The organism is Bradyrhizobium sp. AUGA SZCCT0283 (assembly GCF_018130385.1).
GTDB lineage: Bacteria > Pseudomonadota > Alphaproteobacteria > Rhizobiales > Xanthobacteraceae > Bradyrhizobium.
This window is the reverse complement of record NZ_JAFCLU010000003.1, coordinates 307,501-323,839: the sequence shown is the minus strand read 5'-3', so window position 1 is coordinate 323,839 and position 16,339 is coordinate 307,501. Positions and strand designations below refer to the sequence as shown.

8 protein-coding genes and 1 rRNA gene (1 of these 9 cut by a window edge) are annotated in these 16,339 nt (G+C 61.4%); 4 read left to right on the top strand and 5 right to left on the bottom strand.

Annotated elements, in window-relative coordinates; translation table 11 throughout:
- Window positions 1-14: 14 nt before the first annotated feature.
- Entirely contained in the window at window positions 15-1,316 is a 1,302-nt protein-coding gene (locus tag JQ624_RS06985; RefSeq protein WP_212418104.1) for an O-antigen ligase, read from the bottom strand.
- Window positions 1,317-2,369: 1,053 nt separating this feature from the next.
- Window positions 2,370-3,158: an MOSC domain-containing protein gene (locus JQ624_RS06980; RefSeq protein ID WP_212418103.1), complete on the bottom strand. Its 789-nt coding sequence runs from the start codon at window positions 3,156-3,158 to the stop codon at window positions 2,370-2,372.
- A gap of 221 nt (window positions 3,159-3,379) precedes the next feature.
- Between JQ624_RS06980 and clpB the strand changes: the two genes are divergently transcribed.
- On the top strand, window positions 3,380-6,019 hold the full coding sequence (gene clpB, locus JQ624_RS06975) for an ATP-dependent chaperone ClpB (protein ID WP_212418102.1): 2,640 nt from the start codon (window positions 3,380-3,382) through the stop codon (window positions 6,017-6,019).
- A gap of 38 nt (window positions 6,020-6,057) precedes the next feature.
- Here clpB and JQ624_RS06970 read toward each other — a convergent pair whose 3' ends face one another.
- The gene (locus JQ624_RS06970; RefSeq protein WP_212418101.1) at window positions 6,058-6,321 is read right to left on the bottom strand and encodes a hypothetical protein; all 264 of its coding nucleotides are present in this window, start codon (window positions 6,319-6,321) and stop codon (window positions 6,058-6,060) included.
- A 675-nt stretch (window positions 6,322-6,996) separates the two neighbouring features.
- Between JQ624_RS06970 and JQ624_RS06965 the strand changes: the two genes are divergently transcribed.
- Window positions 6,997-8,301 (top strand): hypothetical protein, encoded by a 1,305-nt coding sequence (locus JQ624_RS06965; RefSeq protein WP_212418100.1) that lies wholly within the window; start codon window positions 6,997-6,999, stop codon window positions 8,299-8,301.
- Between the two features lie 24 nt (window positions 8,302-8,325).
- Window positions 8,326-10,212, top strand: coding sequence for a TIGR02594 family protein (locus JQ624_RS06960; protein WP_212418099.1), 1,887 nt, complete (start codon window positions 8,326-8,328; stop codon window positions 10,210-10,212).
- Between the two features lie 180 nt (window positions 10,213-10,392).
- Here JQ624_RS06960 and JQ624_RS06955 read toward each other — a convergent pair whose 3' ends face one another.
- Both JQ624_RS06955 and JQ624_RS06950 read right to left on the bottom strand, forming a co-directional pair.
- A complete protein-coding gene (locus tag JQ624_RS06955) occupies window positions 10,393-12,018 on the bottom strand; it encodes an SMP-30/gluconolactonase/LRE family protein (RefSeq protein WP_212418098.1) in 1,626 nt (541 codons plus the stop codon).
- A 165-nt stretch (window positions 12,019-12,183) separates the two neighbouring features.
- On the bottom strand, window positions 12,184-14,253 hold the full coding sequence (locus tag JQ624_RS06950) for a M23 family metallopeptidase (protein ID WP_212418097.1): 2,070 nt from the start codon (window positions 14,251-14,253) through the stop codon (window positions 12,184-12,186).
- A gap of 839 nt (window positions 14,254-15,092) precedes the next feature.
- Between JQ624_RS06950 and JQ624_RS06945 the strand changes: the two genes are divergently transcribed.
- Window positions 15,093-16,339: ribosomal RNA gene (locus JQ624_RS06945) — 16S ribosomal RNA — on the top strand; it runs 244 nt beyond the window's last position.

Here is a 16,339-nt window from a genome sequence, read left to right as displayed (position 1 = left end):
GAGATCACGCTTGACTATTCCGAGCTTGCAGGGCCGGACAGGCGTTGCGCGCGAGCGGCCATGCCGCCCGCGACACCAACGCCCAGCACGTAGATCCACCCTTCGTGAAAATCGAACAGGTGCGAATTGAGCAGCGAACTGATGAAGTTCTGAACCACGATCACCAGGCCGATCCATGATGCAAAAAAGGATCCGCGAAACAGCTGCAGGTGAAAATACCACATCGCATAGAGGATGAGGCAACCGAGTGCGCCCCACTGGATGGCGACGTAAAGTGTCTGGTTATGAGGGTTGCGGATGACGTTGCCCCATTCGCCGCTCTTGCCTTCGGCTTCGCGGCTAAAGAGCTGCTGGGTCGATCCGGTGCCGTGGCCAAAAACCGGAGCCTCGGAAATCGACCGGATGGAAACGCGCCAATACGCCAGCCGCAGGCCATTCGAGGTTGCGGCAGCCGCATTGCTATCGCGATCCACCTTGGTGTCGCGATCCACCTTGTAGTCCTGCACCGTGCGCCCGACCCGGTCACGCAGATAGGGCGATGAGAGCAGAACCGCGAACTCGACAGCGGCCGCAAGCAGCAGAAAATAGATCGCACGTCGCCGGCTCAGATATTTGACGGCAAAAAGGATCAACAGAATCGGGAAGTAGGTGAATGCCGTGCGCGAGGTCGCGACGAACCGCATGTCGAAGTAGAAGCCCAACATGATGGCGGCGAAGGCGAAGGTCCACGCGCGATGACCGTTGGCTGCGAATGACAGGATCAGCGGCGCCATGACAAACAGGCACAACGCGAATTCGTGGCTTTGATCGATGTAGTTCCTGACCGGGACTCCGGCGATCCCACCCGGCGAGGATTTCCAGTCGGCGAAGTATGTCACCCATGACAATCCCATGAGAAGGACACAGGAAGCCACGAACGCGAACAACACCCAATGCCCGCGCTGGGAGCGTTCGTAGTGATAGAGGAGCAGCGGAACCGCCAGCAGCTTTGATACGGGCACGAGGCCTTGAATTGCAACGGGCCAGCTGTCCTCGGTCCAGAACAGGCCCGCAATCGCCAGTGCGAGGAAGGCCAGCGGCAGGTAGCCGGCTGGCGCGCGCAAGGACTCAAAAAACGCCTGCCAGCGGATCGTGGGAAGAACCACGAGCATCCACAGCACCATGAAAACGGAAACCGCCGTTGTGGACCATGGAAGCGAAGCGGCGGCCAGTGCCGGGTAGAGATCGACGCAAAGAATCCAGAACCGGGATTGCGGCCATGAGCCGATGAGTCCCGGAATTCCCGGCCGTACGATGGGAGCGGTCAGCTCTGACATCGCACGCCTGCAACGCGACAATGATCGGCAAGAAAGGACTGCCGCGATGCCGGCGAACGCGGGCCCGGAGCGATCGGCTCTGCTTTCGAAAGGTCATCCGAAATACGCACGTACATACACCTTGCTTGACAAACTACTACCTGGCCGTGCGCCTCGTCTCCCGGCACGCCCCGCCTTCCGAAAGGCTCCCAATATCGATGCGCGCAAACGGCAATTTGTTGAATAATTTCAGGCTGATTTGGGTCAACCAGTCCCCGGCGCAAAAATATTCCGCTTTCCCTGCCCCCCAAATCAGTGGCTCTTTCCGTGCTGTCCCGACCCGGCAAGAGGGGCGGATCGCGCGTCGTCACGAACGCGGGACGGGATGCGGTGGACGCAGGCAGCGTCAGGCGCGAAAGGTTGTTCGCAGGGCGGGTTTTCCCGTGAGCGAGCACGGCGCGCAGGATGACCGACGTTGCAGCGTACGGCAAAACCGTGTGGTCCCGACAACCGTGGCTGGTGCCAAGCTGCCGGTGGCGAATCTGATCCAACCGGATCGAAGAGCCATCAAGCCGGCAGCGACGGAGGCAAGACGAATTCGTCTCCGGGGAGAGCGCGGCATAAGCCGTCAAACCATTGCGCAGGGAATGCCGGAGTGCTCCGGCTGTACCTGTATGCTCGTGTGCGCATCTTAAGCGCTATTTGCACACGAGACCGCGGGTGCAGCAAGCACCCGGCATTCCCTGCTCCCTCTCGTTGGGGGGGGGAAGGAATTTCAGCAAAGCTCGGGCGCAGTGCGCCGCGAGAACGCAGACACACATTCAGTCGTCGTCACCCGCCTTGTGCGCAATTGCGCACCGGGGCGGGTGACCCAGTATTCCAGAGACAGCAGTGATTGAACCGATGGGCCGCAGCGTACTGGATACTCCGCCTGCGCGGGGTATGACGGTCGCCGTGATGCTTTGCCATTTCCTCGTCATTGCGAGCGAAGCGAAGCAATCCATCTCGCGGCATCAAGAAAGAATGGATTGCTTCGCTCCGCTCGCAATGACGTGGATAGGCCCGGGAGGCGAACTACAACAACTCCGGCTGCTCCGCCGCGATCGTATCGTCGGCGCTGATCGTGCCGCCCTCGATCACCTCGGCATAGATCCCGCAATCGGCGTGGCCGAGCCGGCGCTGCAGCGCTTGCGGGATGGCAAGGTCGCGCGCGGCCGTATCCGGATCGACATTGACGGCGGCGCAGCGGACGATGCGCTTCACCACCTTGAGTCTCACGTCGCCGATCGCCAGCGTGTGGTCGACGAGGTTGAATTCGTGCCAGGCCGGCCAGCCCTCGACATAGAGGTTGGCGCGGAAGCGAAGCGGATGGACCGGCGCGCCGACCAGGTTCTCGATGGCGCGGACGCTGGCGAGATTGATGATGGAGACGACTTTGCGGGCGACATCCGAAAAACTGTGGCCAGGACTTTCGAGCACCTTTGGCGGGCCCTTGATCTGGCTGGCAAAGGCGGTGGCGAAGAAATTTTCGATCGCCGTCCGGCCTTCGGGCATTGCGAGATTGCCCTGGGCCACGATCTGGCCGTTGTGGTTAATCGAGAGGACGTTGCTTGCATCGTCGAACTGGGTGCGCAGGCCGGCCAGCCATTCATCCCGCATCAGCATCAGGAAGTGTGGTTTCGGCAGCCATTTCGGCTCGGCCGGGTCAAAACCGGAGGGGCCGTTTTCGATGGCGTAGCGGCGGTCGGCCAGAAGCGTCTGACCGGGGCTAAGCTCGGCGCGGGCAAGCTGCTCGGGGGTCAGGCCCTTGACGGGGTAGCGATAGATTCCGGTAATCCGGGCAGGTGCGGCTGTGGCAGGCATGCGGCTTATTAAGGGATTCCCGCCGTCCACGCCACCGCTCCCGAATTTGTGACCGGGCCTCTTCCGTTTTGCGCCGCGATGCCCACATTTGCGTCAAGCCTGAAAAGAGGGCGACGACCCGCGGCCGATTGAGAAATGTCAATGCGGCCCGCGGATGCCCAATGAAGATGCCGTAATCATGCCTCAGGGGTGGGGACGGCAGGCCGAGGGAAGCAAACGATATGAATATTGAAAAATACACCGAGCGGGCGCGCGGCTTCATCCAGTCGGCGCAATCGCTGGCGGTACGCGACGGACACCAGCAGTTTTCGTCGCTGCATATGCTTAAAGTGCTGCTGGACGACAGCGAGGGGCTGGCCGGCGGTCTGATCGACCGCGCCGGCGGTAACTCCCGCGCCATCCTCAAGGCCACCGAGGACGCGCTGAAGAAGCTGCCGAAAGTCTCGGGAAGCGGCGCCGGGCAGATCTATCTTGCGCCCGACATGGCGCGCGCCTTCGATGCGGCGGAAAAGGCCGCCGAGAAGACCGGCGACAGCTTTGTCACGGTCGAGCGATTGCTGCTGGGTCTCACGCTCGAGAAGGGCGGCGAGGCCGGAAGCATCCTCAGCAAGGGCGGCGTCACGCCCCAAAACCTCAACTCGGCGATCGAAGCGCTGCGCAAGGGCCGGACCGCCGATAGCGCGACGGCTGAAAACGCCTACGACGCGCTGAAGAAATATGCCCGCGACCTCACGCAGGCCGCGCGCGACGGCAAGCTCGACCCGGTGATCGGCCGCGACGAGGAAATCCGCCGCACCATCCAGGTGCTCTCCCGGCGCACCAAGAACAATCCCGTGCTGATCGGCGAGCCTGGCGTCGGCAAGACCGCCATCGTCGAGGGCCTGGCGCTGCGCATCCTCAATGGCGATGTGCCGGAAAGCCTGAAGGACAAGAAGCTGCTCTCGCTCGACATGGGAGCGCTGATCGCGGGCGCCAAATACCGCGGCGAGTTCGAGGAGCGGCTGAAGGCCGTGCTGCAGGAAGTCACCGGGGCCGAGGGCAGCATCATCCTGTTCATCGACGAGATGCATACGCTGGTCGGCGCCGGCAAGGCGGACGGCGCGATGGATGCCTCCAACCTGCTGAAGCCCGCATTGGCGCGCGGCGAACTGCATTGCATCGGCGCCACCACGCTCGACGAGTATCGCAAGCATGTCGAAAAGGACGCGGCGCTGGCGCGCCGGTTCCAGCCGGTGTTCGTCTCCGAGCCGACGGTCGAGGATACCATCTCGATCCTGCGCGGGCTGAAGGACAAATACGAGCAGCACCACGGCGTTCGCATCACCGATTCCGCGCTGGTCGCCGCGACCACGCTGTCGAACCGCTACATCACCGACCGTTTCCTGCCCGACAAGGCCATCGACCTGATGGACGAGGCTTCGGCGCGGCTGAAGATGCAGGTCGATTCCAAGCCGGAAGAGCTCGATTTGATGGATCGGGAAATCATCCGGCTGAAGATCGAGCAGGAGGCGCTGAAGAAGGAGACCGACATCGGTTCCAAGAGCCGCCTGCAGGCCCTGGAAAAGGAACTGGCCGATCTCGAGGAAAAATCGGCGGCGCTGACGGCGCGCTGGAGCGCGGAGAAGAACAAGCTCTCCGACGCGCAGAAGCTGAAAAGCGAGCTCGATGCCTTGCGCATCGAACTGGCGAACGCGCAACGCCGCGGTGAATTCCAGCGCGCGGGCGAGCTCGCCTATGGCAAGATTCCGGAGCTGGAGAAGAAGCTCGAATCCATCGAGGCCAACGAAAGCCCCGGCGAGATGATGGAGGAGGCGGTGACCGCCAACCACATCGCCCAGGTCGTCTCGCGCTGGACCGGCGTTCCCGTCGACAAGATGCTGGAAGGCGAAAAAGACAAGCTCCTGAAGATGGAGGACTCACTCGGCAAGCGCGTGGTCGGCCAGGCCGAAGCCGTGCGTGCGGTGGCGACCGCGGTGCGCCGTTCGCGCGCCGGCCTGCAGGACCCGAACCGCCCGATGGGCTCGTTCATGTTCCTGGGGCCCACCGGCGTCGGCAAGACCGAGCTGACCAAGGCGCTGGCGGAATATCTGTTCAACGACGAGACCGCGATGGTCCGCCTCGACATGTCCGAATACATGGAGAAGCATTCGGTGTCGCGGCTGATCGGCGCGCCTCCCGGCTATGTCGGCTATGACGAGGGCGGGGCGCTCACCGAGGCGGTGCGGCGCAGGCCCTATCAGGTCGTGCTGTTCGACGAGATCGAAAAGGCGCATCCTGATGTCTTCAACGTGCTGCTGCAGGTGCTGGACGACGGCCGCCTGACCGACGGCCAGGGCCGCACCGTCGACTTCCGCAACACGCTGATCATCATGACCTCGAACCTCGGTTCGGAATTCCTGGTCAACCAGCCGGAAGGCGAGGATACGTCTGCGGTGCGCGATCAGGTGATGGGGATGGTGCGGGCGCATTTCCGGCCCGAATTCCTCAACCGCGTCGACGAGATCATCCTGTTCCACCGCCTGCAGAAGAGCGAGATGGGCCGGATCGTCGAGATCCAGTTCTTGCGGCTGCAGAAGCTGTTGGAGGATCGCAAGATCACGCTGACGCTCGATGCCGCGGCGCGCGACTGGCTGGCAGCCAAGGGCTGGGACCCCGCCTATGGCGCGAGGCCCTTGAAGCGGGTGATCCAGCGCAACCTGCAGGACCCGATGGCCGAGATGATCCTCGCCGGCGAGATCGCCGACGGCGACCGCGTCGTGATCTCGAGCGAAGGCAATGTGCTGACCTTCAACGGCAAGGCCCCGCAGACCGCCGAGATCGCGCAGTTCGAAACGCCGGTGCCGAAGCGTAAGTTGAACTGACCTAACTGGATGTGCTCCGGCGCGCGCGCCGGAGCATCTCATTCCTGACTGACGGAAGCGGGCGCTCCTCGGCCATCCTCGTCATCGTCAGGCTCGAGTTCGGCGAGAATATCGACGAGTTCGCGAACCCGCCCGGTCGCCAGCGGCCTGCCTGCGTTCATCATCGGCTCGTCATTGGCCATCCAGGCCAGCGCTTCAGCCAGTTCGTCGACGGTCGCACCGGTTCCGATGATTTGGGCGATGGTGGCGTCGTCAGCCCCGGTGATCGTCCTGGTGACGTCGTCTCGTGTGATACGTCTCATGGCCTGCTTCCTTCGAGACACCGTTCCGGCGCCAGCCGGATATCCAAGGTAAAAGAGCAAAACTACCCTGCGGGCGAGGTTGGCGACGTGGTCAACGTGCTTATCCGATCTCCTTGGCCTTCCATTGGAAGGGTTGCTCCTGCCCATAAACGGAATAGTCGTCGTCCCGGTTCCTTATGTTCGATGCTGTCAGGTGGCGCCGCACAGGTGGATGCTGCCCGCTGGAATGACCGGCTTCGACATACGAAACGCCGCCGATAAACGCAGCCTCATTGACGCGACCTGAGAGATGGTTAGGCGTACGCAATTCGGTATGGCGGTAGGCGCCAGTTTCATTCGCGAGGCATTCGATCCCCACCGCGGCGATCACATGTCATAAGGGTGTTGTTAAAAAGCGACACGCAGTTCGTTTATCTCGCAGGCTGTTGAATAAGTCTTGCACAACCGTTCGACCCGTTCGCAGAATGAATGATTAGGCGCGTGTGCGGGGCGTGCAATGCGTATTGTGATAATTGTTTTCGTAGTGTTTTCGCTGTTGCTCAACGGCGGATGCGCGATTTACGAGAAGGAAATCAGTAACCGCGGCGGCTATCTGGACGCTGTCTTCGACGATCATTGGATGAAGGCGGACTCCAAAGGCATGCGCGCCTTGCGCGCCTTCGCATCCAAGTTTCGTTGGCGCGCATCGCATCCGTTTCGGCAAAGAACGAGTCCGACCGTCAGTTACTGGCCATTCGCATTGGAGCCCTCACAAAGCGCTTCCAGCCAATCTATGCCTGCGCATTCGACACCAATCCGCTTGGGGTGCCGGGGGCAGAGAATGACCCTTGCTTCTACTACGATAGCGCGATGGTCGACTATTCCACGGGATTGTTCGACCTTGCGATGATTGCATTGCCGGTCGAGGATGCGAGAAGGCTCGTTACCACGGTGACGGGAAGTTTCGTCAATCCGATCAATATTGCCGACCTGCTGAGTACGTTGCTGCAGATCGGAAAGGACGCCCTGAGGTACGGTCGCGTCGTTGGAGCGCTTTACAGGGATACGGTTGAGCTGGAGGTCCAGTTGTGGCTTGCGACGCCAGCGATCGACAACCGGCCACCTCCATTCCAGGTCACGGAAGCGCATGTCGCGGCGTTGAGGGAAATCTATTCTCGCCGGAACGACGATATGGCGGCTTGGCTGGCCGCAATGGCTGCGCTCAGGGGCCAGGGTCTCGAGCCGATGCCCCAGCGACGATTCTTCGTCGAACTCGGCGGCTTGATGAACTATCTCTGCAACCTGATCACGAAAGATCCCGCTGCGTTGCCTCAGTGCAAAGCGGGCTTGCCCAAGACATTGCCTGCACCGGCAGCCGTGCTTGGCCCGTCGGTTTCTATCGGTCTCGGCAGCACAGGCAGGCCGGTCGGCGGAGGCCAGCTCGGTACAGGTGCCGACACCGCAAAATTCAATCGGCCAGGGCAACCCGCTGACAATGCTGCCGGACAGACGCCGATGACTAATCCGATGACGGCTGTCGAGAAGACCATTGCGGTCGCTGATGGGAAGAAGTTGCAAAGGATGCTCTGCGTCCCGCAATCCGGCGGGTTCGATGCGGCCACTCGCGAACAATTGAAGAATTTCAACAGAGCTGTCTTGTTTCCGGCCGACAGCAAGGCGGGCGATCTGATCGCCACAGATGCCAGCCTGCAGAAATTGCGTGACGCACAGCGGCTTTTCCCGGATTGCACGAAGGCGGGATTCCGCAATGGATTCGAGGTTGGCCTGGTTGCCCGTTTGGAATTTGCCGGCACCCCGATGCGGCCAATGCTTAATAAGGCACTAGCTGTCGCCGGCCTGGACGTTCCGTCGGCGCCAGCCGCCCCCGTCGTTATCGACAAGCAAACCCGGACTGCCATCGGCAGCCTCGCGGGTAAATTTGGGCTCGCGGGGACCGACATCACTCGGGAACTCTACGCGAAGATGAACCCTGAGAGATAATCCGGCGATCCCCTGGAGCGCAGAATGATCAAGTTCGTCGATCTTGCCGCGGAATATAAATCTCTCTGGGATACTGCTGCCATTCGACCGGAAAGGCTAAAAGAAGTGAAGGCGGTCGCGAAGACACTGCGCGGCCTTAAGCCGACCTATGATGAAGTGAGCGCCGCCACGACTGTTCCGTGGTTCATCGTTGGGCTGATCCATAGTCTCGAAGCCACCTTCGACATGGAGGCGCATCTTCACAATGGTGACCCCCTCACCGCCCGGACGGTACAAGTCCCAAGTGGCCGTCCTAAGAACGGCTCGCCAACGTTCTCCTGGGCTGCGAGTGCGATCGACGCCCTGACCATGCATGGCATGCAGAACATCGGGAAGGACGGTTGGTCGATCGAGCGGATTTCGTTTGAACTCGAGCGCTATAACGGATTCGGATATCGCCGAAACCACCCGACGGTGAAATCACCTTACCTGTGGTCGTGCACGAACCATTACACGTCGGGCAAATATGTCGGCGATCACAAATTCAGCATGACCGCGGTGAGCGCCCAGGTTGGCGCAATGGCGGTTCTCAAGCAGTTGGTTGCGGATGGTGTCGTCAAGCTCGGTGTGCAAGCCGACCTGCCGGCACCGAAACCGCCAGAACGGCCGCCCGCTGTTCCCGTCCCAACCGGACTCTTTCTCGCCGACAAGCAGCCGTTCGGGCTGCGCGCCGAACCAAAGGATGATGCTGAACGGCTGCTGCGTGTCGAGACCGACATGGCCGTGAGAAAATTGGAGCAACTCGACGCACCTTGGTGGAAAGTCGAAGTGATGGCTCCAGATACCTCAACGCATGTGGGATTCGCGCGGCAAGATTGGTTGACGCCGCAAACCGTCCTGTCCAGATTCGTGCCCGAAGAATTTGCGCAGGCCTGTCTTGATGTCGCAGCCCGGTACGGCACGAACGCGCATCTTCTGATCGCGCTTGCCGATGCCGAAACGGCGCTGACAAACAACGCAAGCCCGAATGGCCTCTATTTCGGTCCCTATGCCATTAGCGAGAGCGAATGGAAGGCCGTGAACGTGCCAGCCGAAACGGGATTTGGAGATGAAGGCCGCTTCGATCCGCTCGCGCGGGCGGCTATCGCGGCGCGCTTTATCGTCCAGCTCACTCAAGAGGCGCGAGAGAAGCTGCCGGACAGGAGGCTGCCCAGTGCGGAGGAGCTGTGTCTTGCCCGCATATTTGGCTCCGAGGTTCTCCCTGCCTTGTTGGCCGACGCCAACCAAACCAGAACCGTTCGCGAGGTATTGGCTCCAATGTCCGCCGCCGATATTGATGCCATCTTTGCGCGGCGACCGGGCCTGTTGACCACCGGTATCACGGTGAAAGATTTGCGCGCAGCAATCGATGCCAGGTTGTCGACCGGTTTCGAGGACGCTGCCGGGCTGATCGGGAAGGTTGATCCAGATCTTTCGTTCGGCCCCCCAGAAACGGCAGACGATGTCAGTGACGTGCCCTGGATGGTGAAAGCCAAAGAGGAACTGGCAAAAAAAATTCACGAATTTGAAAACGGCAGCAACCCGGAAATTGAAAAGTACTTCGTGGATACCACCCTGGGCCGACAGCCGGACGATGTGTCCTGGTGCGCCGCCTTTGTTTCCTGGTGCATCAAGGAATCAAACGGTGCCCGTTCGCCGGTGACCTTTTCAGCGCGGGCGGCCGACTGGCTGAAAAACGGAAAGGGCTTGGAGGGCCCTCAATATGGGGCGGTTGCTGTGACCAGACCGCTTGCCCGCGGCGCCAGCGGTCATGTTGGTTTCGTGATCGCTTGGGATGGAACTCATGTCACTCTTCTCGGCGGGAATCAGGGCAATGCGGTTTGCGCGCGGAATTTTCCGATCGATGTCGTGCGTGGCTGGCGCATGGTGTGAACCATTGTCGACATCGCCAGATCCAGGCGCCCGCAATGCGCTCGGCACCTCGTCCGAGATGACGGCTGCTACGCCGCCTCGTGGGATCATGCACTGACAAGGAATACAGGGGATTGCGATAGAGATCGTTCCGGGCGGGAGCCATCTCCACGAGACGTTCGCGATGGATCGGCGCCTGCCCTACTTCCTCACCACCCTGTAAATCGCGTTCTCGATATCCGACGAGAAGTAGATCACCCCCGTCGCGCCGACGCCGACGCCGGTCGGGATGTTGCTCGGCAGTCCGCCGGGTGCGGCCGGCAATCCGATCGGGAGGTTGCCGGCGATTTCGGTGACGGCTCCGTTGGCAGGATCGATCTGGATAATCCGCTTGGCGCCGACCTCGGCCACGATCAGCTTGCCGTCGGGCGCCAGCGCGATGCCTTCGGGGCCCTTCAGATCCTTCGCGATCACGGTCTTCTCGCCGTTGGCTTCCACCTTCGAGACCTGGCCGGCAAAGGCTTCGGTCAGATAGACCGTGCCGCCCGATCCGGCGGCGAGGCCGACCGGGCCTTCAAGGTCGCCGATCACGACGGTGCGGTCCTTGCCGTGCTCGCCGCTGGCGCGGACCAGCGATTTGCTGCCGAGTTCGTTGACGAGGATGCTGCCGTCGCCAAGCTTGACGGCGTCATGCGGCGCCTTGAAGTCGTGCAGCATCTCCTTGGTCTTGCCGGTTTTGCGGTCGATCAGTTGCACCGTGCCGGTGAACCAGCTCGACAGCAGCACATCGTCGCCCTTGGCGGTGGCGCTCATCGGATATTCCAGCGTCACGCCATCGGCATGCATGCGGGCGGGTTCGGAGACTTCGCCGGTCGCACCGTCCACGGTGCGGTAGGCGAAGACGTCGGCGATGTAGATGGTGTCCTTGCCGCCGTCGGAGACGACGCCGATGCCGCCGGGCAGCGCCAGCTTGCCGATAATGACCTGCTTGGCAGCGCCGGTTTCCGGGTCGACCTCCTGAATGCCGTTGTCGGCCATGTTGGAGACGAAGATGCGATCCTTGTCGTCGATCGCGAGGTTGTCGAGCGAGGGCTTGAGCTGGGCTACCATCTTCTTCGCCCCGGTCTTCGGATCGACCCGCACCAACTGGCCGAGCGCGGTATCGACCACCCAGAGATTGCCCTTGGAATCGAAATTGACCGCGGCCGGAACCTTGAAGCCGTCGGCGACCACGGAGAGTTCGGCCTTGTCGACGTCGACCCTGGCGACCTGGCCCTTGAACCACAGCGGGCCGTACAGCATGTCGTCCGGCCCGAATTCGAAGCCGTTGAGGCCGCCCATCTTCTCCATGATCTTGCGCGGCGGTTTGACACCCTCGACGTCGATCTCATAAAGCGCGTCGCCGAGGAACACCTGCGTCGCGTACAGCCGCCCGTCCTTGCGGAAGGCGAGCGAGTTGATGCCGGGCAGGCCGGAGGCGAGTTTCTTCACAGGACCGTCGCCCTTGCGCGAATAAAGATCGCCGGTCAGGAAGGCGGTCCACGCCATGGTGCCGTCGGGCGCAAACGCAATGTCGTCAGACATGCCTTCCGGGGAAGGGACGGCAATCTTCGCCGTGCCGTTGTTGCGATCGACCTCGTAGAGCGCGGCGCCCGCGACGCTGCCGGCGAACAGGCGGCCGGACTTGTCGATCCCGAGCCCGTGCACGCCATGAAACGCCGATCCCGGAACCAGCTTGGTGACCTCGTAGGTCTGCGCCGACGCGCCGGCCGTGCTTCCAAGGACGATCGCCGCAACGGCCGTTGCGAGTGCAAGCCTGCTCATCATGACGCTTCCTCCCACGGATTTTTATGGGGGGCAGTATTTGTCGCGGCGGGCGGTTTGGCAAACGAAACTGTCGGGCGCCCCGCGCGGCCGCGGCCATAAATCCGACACGCGGCGTGAGAAGCCGTGTCCGATCCCAAAAATCTTATCGAAGGTTCAGCTGCTGATTCAGCGGCTCACTTGGCGCGTCTGCGGCGTGGCGCCGGCGGCTTCGGAGACACGGGCCGCACTGCCGCGGTTGTTCATCTGGACATCGAGGCGGTCGCGCTCTTTTTCGAAGCTCGCCATCACCGCCCCCTCGAGCGAGCGGCCGCGCGGCAGCTTGACACGCATCGGATCGACGAACCGGCCGTTGACCAGGATTTCGTAGTGGACGTGGGCGCCGGTCGACATGCCCGTCGATCCGACGAAGCCGATCACCTGACCCTGGCGCACACGCTTGCCGGGCTCCATGCCCTTGGCAAAGGCGGACATATGGCCATAGGCGGTCTCGTAGCCGTTGTTGTGTTTCAGGCGAACGTACTTGCCGTAGCCGCCTTCCCAGCCGACCTTTTCGACCACGCCGTTGCCGGAAGCGAAAATCGGCGTGCCGTAGGGGGTCGCCCAGTCCACGCCGGTGTGCATCTTGGTATAGCCCAGGATCGGATGGCGGCGGCCGCCGAAGCCCGAACGCATGATGGCGTTGTTGACGGGCTTGCGCACCAGGAACTTCTTCGCGCTCTTGCCGGTCTCGTCATAATAGTCGACGACGGAATCGTCGGGGGTCACGAAGCGATAATATTTCTTGGTCTCGCCGCCGACCGTGAGCGAGGCGAACAGCACCTCGGTCTTTTCGGTGCTGGTGGTGCCTTCGTCCTCGCCGGCGAAGAACACGTCGAAGGAATCGCCGGGCTGCACCTTGCGCTGGAAATCGACGTCATAGGAATAGATCCGGACCATGTCCTCGATCACGGCGGCCGGCACCTTGTTGCGCAGGGCGGTCTCGTAGATGCTCTGGTAGAGCCGGACGCCGCTGCCGTCATCATCATCGTCATCCTCGTCATCCTTGCCGGTAGCGGCCTCGGCGATGGTATTCATGCTCTGCACGTCGACGGCGACGTATTTGCCGACGTCCGACAGTGCGGCCACGGCTTCGACGGTGGTGTCGTTGGCGACGATCACGCGATACGGCTGAAGACGGGCGGCAGGGCCGAGCCCCGAGGGCGCCATCAGGATGCGGACCTTCTGGCCTTCCTTCAGGCCGCCGTCGCGGCCGCGGGGGCCAAGGGTCAGCGCAACCGCCCTGGCTTCATCGGGCGTGGCGCCCTGGTCGCGCAGGATCGAGGCGATGCTGTCGCCCTTCTTCACGACGTGAACGCGTTCGCCGGACGGGTTGCCGCCGGTGATCTGGTCCTTGGTCTTCGGCAGCAAAGTGACGTTTTCCGGCACCACGCGGGTTTCAAAGCCGGCATAGGGATCGGAAACGTTGCCTTCCGTGGCATAGGCGAGCTTGAGATCGGACTGGGCGCCGCTGGCGTCGGCCGCGGCATTGGCAAGCGACGTGTAGCGTACGCCGCCCGAGCCGCGCCAGTTCGCGGCATCGCGCACCCGCATCAGCACTTCATCGAGCGCGACCACGGCGGCGAGTTTCGCCTTCGGCAGCACCGTTGCGAGATCCTTGGTAACGAAGGAAACCTCGGCGTCGGGCTCGACGGCTTCGGGATTGTTCGGATCCTCGGAAGCGGCCTGCGTCGTGGTGCCGACATCGGTCAGCATGCGCTGGGCGTTGAACGGCGGGATTTTTGAGCTGAGATCGCTCGTCGTCATCGACAGATTGCCGGAGATGCGGACGAACGGCCGTACCCGCATCACGTCGCGGTTGCCGACGCGGGTGACGGTCGATACCCGCACCACGTTGCGCGAGGCGGTGGATTCGCCGGGCGGCGGCAGGCGGTCGCTCTTGTGCAGGGTGGCGGTGCGGTCGTTGGCGCCGAACGCCCCGCGCAATGCACCTTCGACGCGCTCCGGCACCTTGGCAAAGGTCATCTCGCCGTCGAGCGACGCAAAAACGGCGCCGCCGATGAGGGCCGCACCGCACAGGCCGGTCAGGATAGTGCCGCTAAACCATTGTACGGAGACACGACGGCGATCGATCACCGCAGCCTCGGAGCCATCGACGGAAAGTGGCGGCTCGTGACCGAGATCGATGATCCCGGTCTCGCGTCCATAGCCGCTCCCGCGTGGCGCCTTCTGGCTCAACCCTGTGTCCCCCCAAATTCCATCGACATCCGACAAGACCTCGCCCGATCCAGACCCAAGTTTTCGCCCTTTTGAGGGAGCGATCCCGGAGCATGGCGTTGCCGCACGCAAGGAAATTCGGGAATCAGAGGCCAGAAGAAGACCGGCCACAGTCTCGAACGTCAATGGTGAGCAGATCTCTCGAAGTTTCCTGGCCGCGTGGGAAAGGCGACGGGTTCCTCGAGACCGCCTGTCCCGGGTAGCTGAACGCCGGCAGCCCCCACTGGCACCGACGATTCAATGCATACCTTATAGTCAGAACGTCGCAGGAATGTGGCTCAAGTGCGGCCAAAGGCCCGAAACATAGGGACTTCTTGGCGTCCCAAAAATCTTGCGGGCGATGCGACAATTTGTTGACGATGGGCGTTGACAACCCCGATCGGGCGGGCCTATAACCCGCCCACTGAGCGCGGCGATGCATTGGCCCCGAGGCCAAGGCATCTATTCGTGCCCCGTAAGCTCCTCATTACGATGAGTGACTCAACAGCCGATAACAGTCGGTTGTTATTTGTCGTCGGATGAGGTCTTCGGGAACCTTCCAGCAGTGGAGGGGTGGGGTCCCAGCGATCCCGGGCTGTTTGACAAGTGAAGATGAAGAAAGAGAAACGTGGACGGCGGAGTCCTTGCGTAGTCTCGAATACTTGAAAACTTCGGTTTTCAGCTTTCGAGGCTGGACGAAAGACTTCGGCGGTACACGTTTACATAGGTTACACCATCGTCGTCCGCGATGTGAATCGCAGGCGATAAATATGGTGGGACCTCGTCAAACGTTGTGATCAGCCGGTTTAAAGTTTCAAGTCCAACTTGAGAGTTTGATCCTGGCTCAGAGCGAACGCTGGCGGCAGGCTTAACACATGCAAGTCGAGCGGGCGTAGCAATACGTCAGCGGCAGACGGGTGAGTAACGCGTGGGAACGTACCTTTTGGTTCGGAACAACACAGGGAAACTTGTGCTAATACCGGATAAGCCCTTACGGGGAAAGATTTATCGCCGAAAGATCGGCCCGCGTCTGATTAGCTAGTTGGTGAGGTAACGGCTCACCAAGGCGACGATCAGTAGCTGGTCTGAGAGGATGATCAGCCACATTGGGACTGAGACACGGCCCAAACTCCTACGGGAGGCAGCAGTGGGGAATATTGGACAATGGGCGCAAGCCTGATCCAGCCATGCCGCGTGAGTGATGAAGGCCCTAGGGTTGTAAAGCTCTTTTGTGCGGGAAGATAATGACGGTACCGCAAGAATAAGCCCCGGCTAACTTCGTGCCAGCAGCCGCGGTAATACGAAGGGGGCTAGCGTTGCTCGGAATCACTGGGCGTAAAGGGTGCGTAGGCGGGTCTTTAAGTCAGGGGTGAAATCCTGGAGCTCAACTCCAGAACTGCCTTTGATACTGAAGATCTTGAGTTCGGGAGAGGTGAGTGGAACTGCGAGTGTAGAGGTGAAATTCGTAGATATTCGCAAGAACACCAGTGGCGAAGGCGGCTCACTGGCCCGATACTGACGCTGAGGCACGAAAGCGTGGGGAGCAAACAGGATTAGATACCCTGGTAGTCCACGCCGTAAACGATGAATGCCAGCCGTTAGTGGGTTTACTCACTAGTGGCGCAGCTAACGCTTTAAGCATTCCGCCTGGGGAGTACGGTCGCAAGATTAAAACTCAAAGGAATTGACGGGGGCCCGCACAAGCGGTGGAGCATGTGGTTTAATTCGACGCAACGCGCAGAACCTTACCAGCCCTTGACATCCCGGTCGCGGACTCCAGAGATGGAGTTCTTCAGTTCGGCTGGACCGGAGACAGGTGCTGCATGGCTGTCGTCAGCTCGTGTCGTGAGATGTTGGGTTAAGTCCCGCAACGAGCGCAACCCCCGTCCTTAGTTGCTACCATTTAGTTGAGCACTCTAAGGAGACTGCCGGTGATAAGCCGCGAGGAAGGTGGGGATGACGTCAAGTCCTCATGGCCCTTACGGGCTGGGCTACACACGTGCTACAATGGCGGTGACAATGGGATGCTAAGGGGCGACCCTTCGCAAATCTCAAAAAGCCGTCTCAG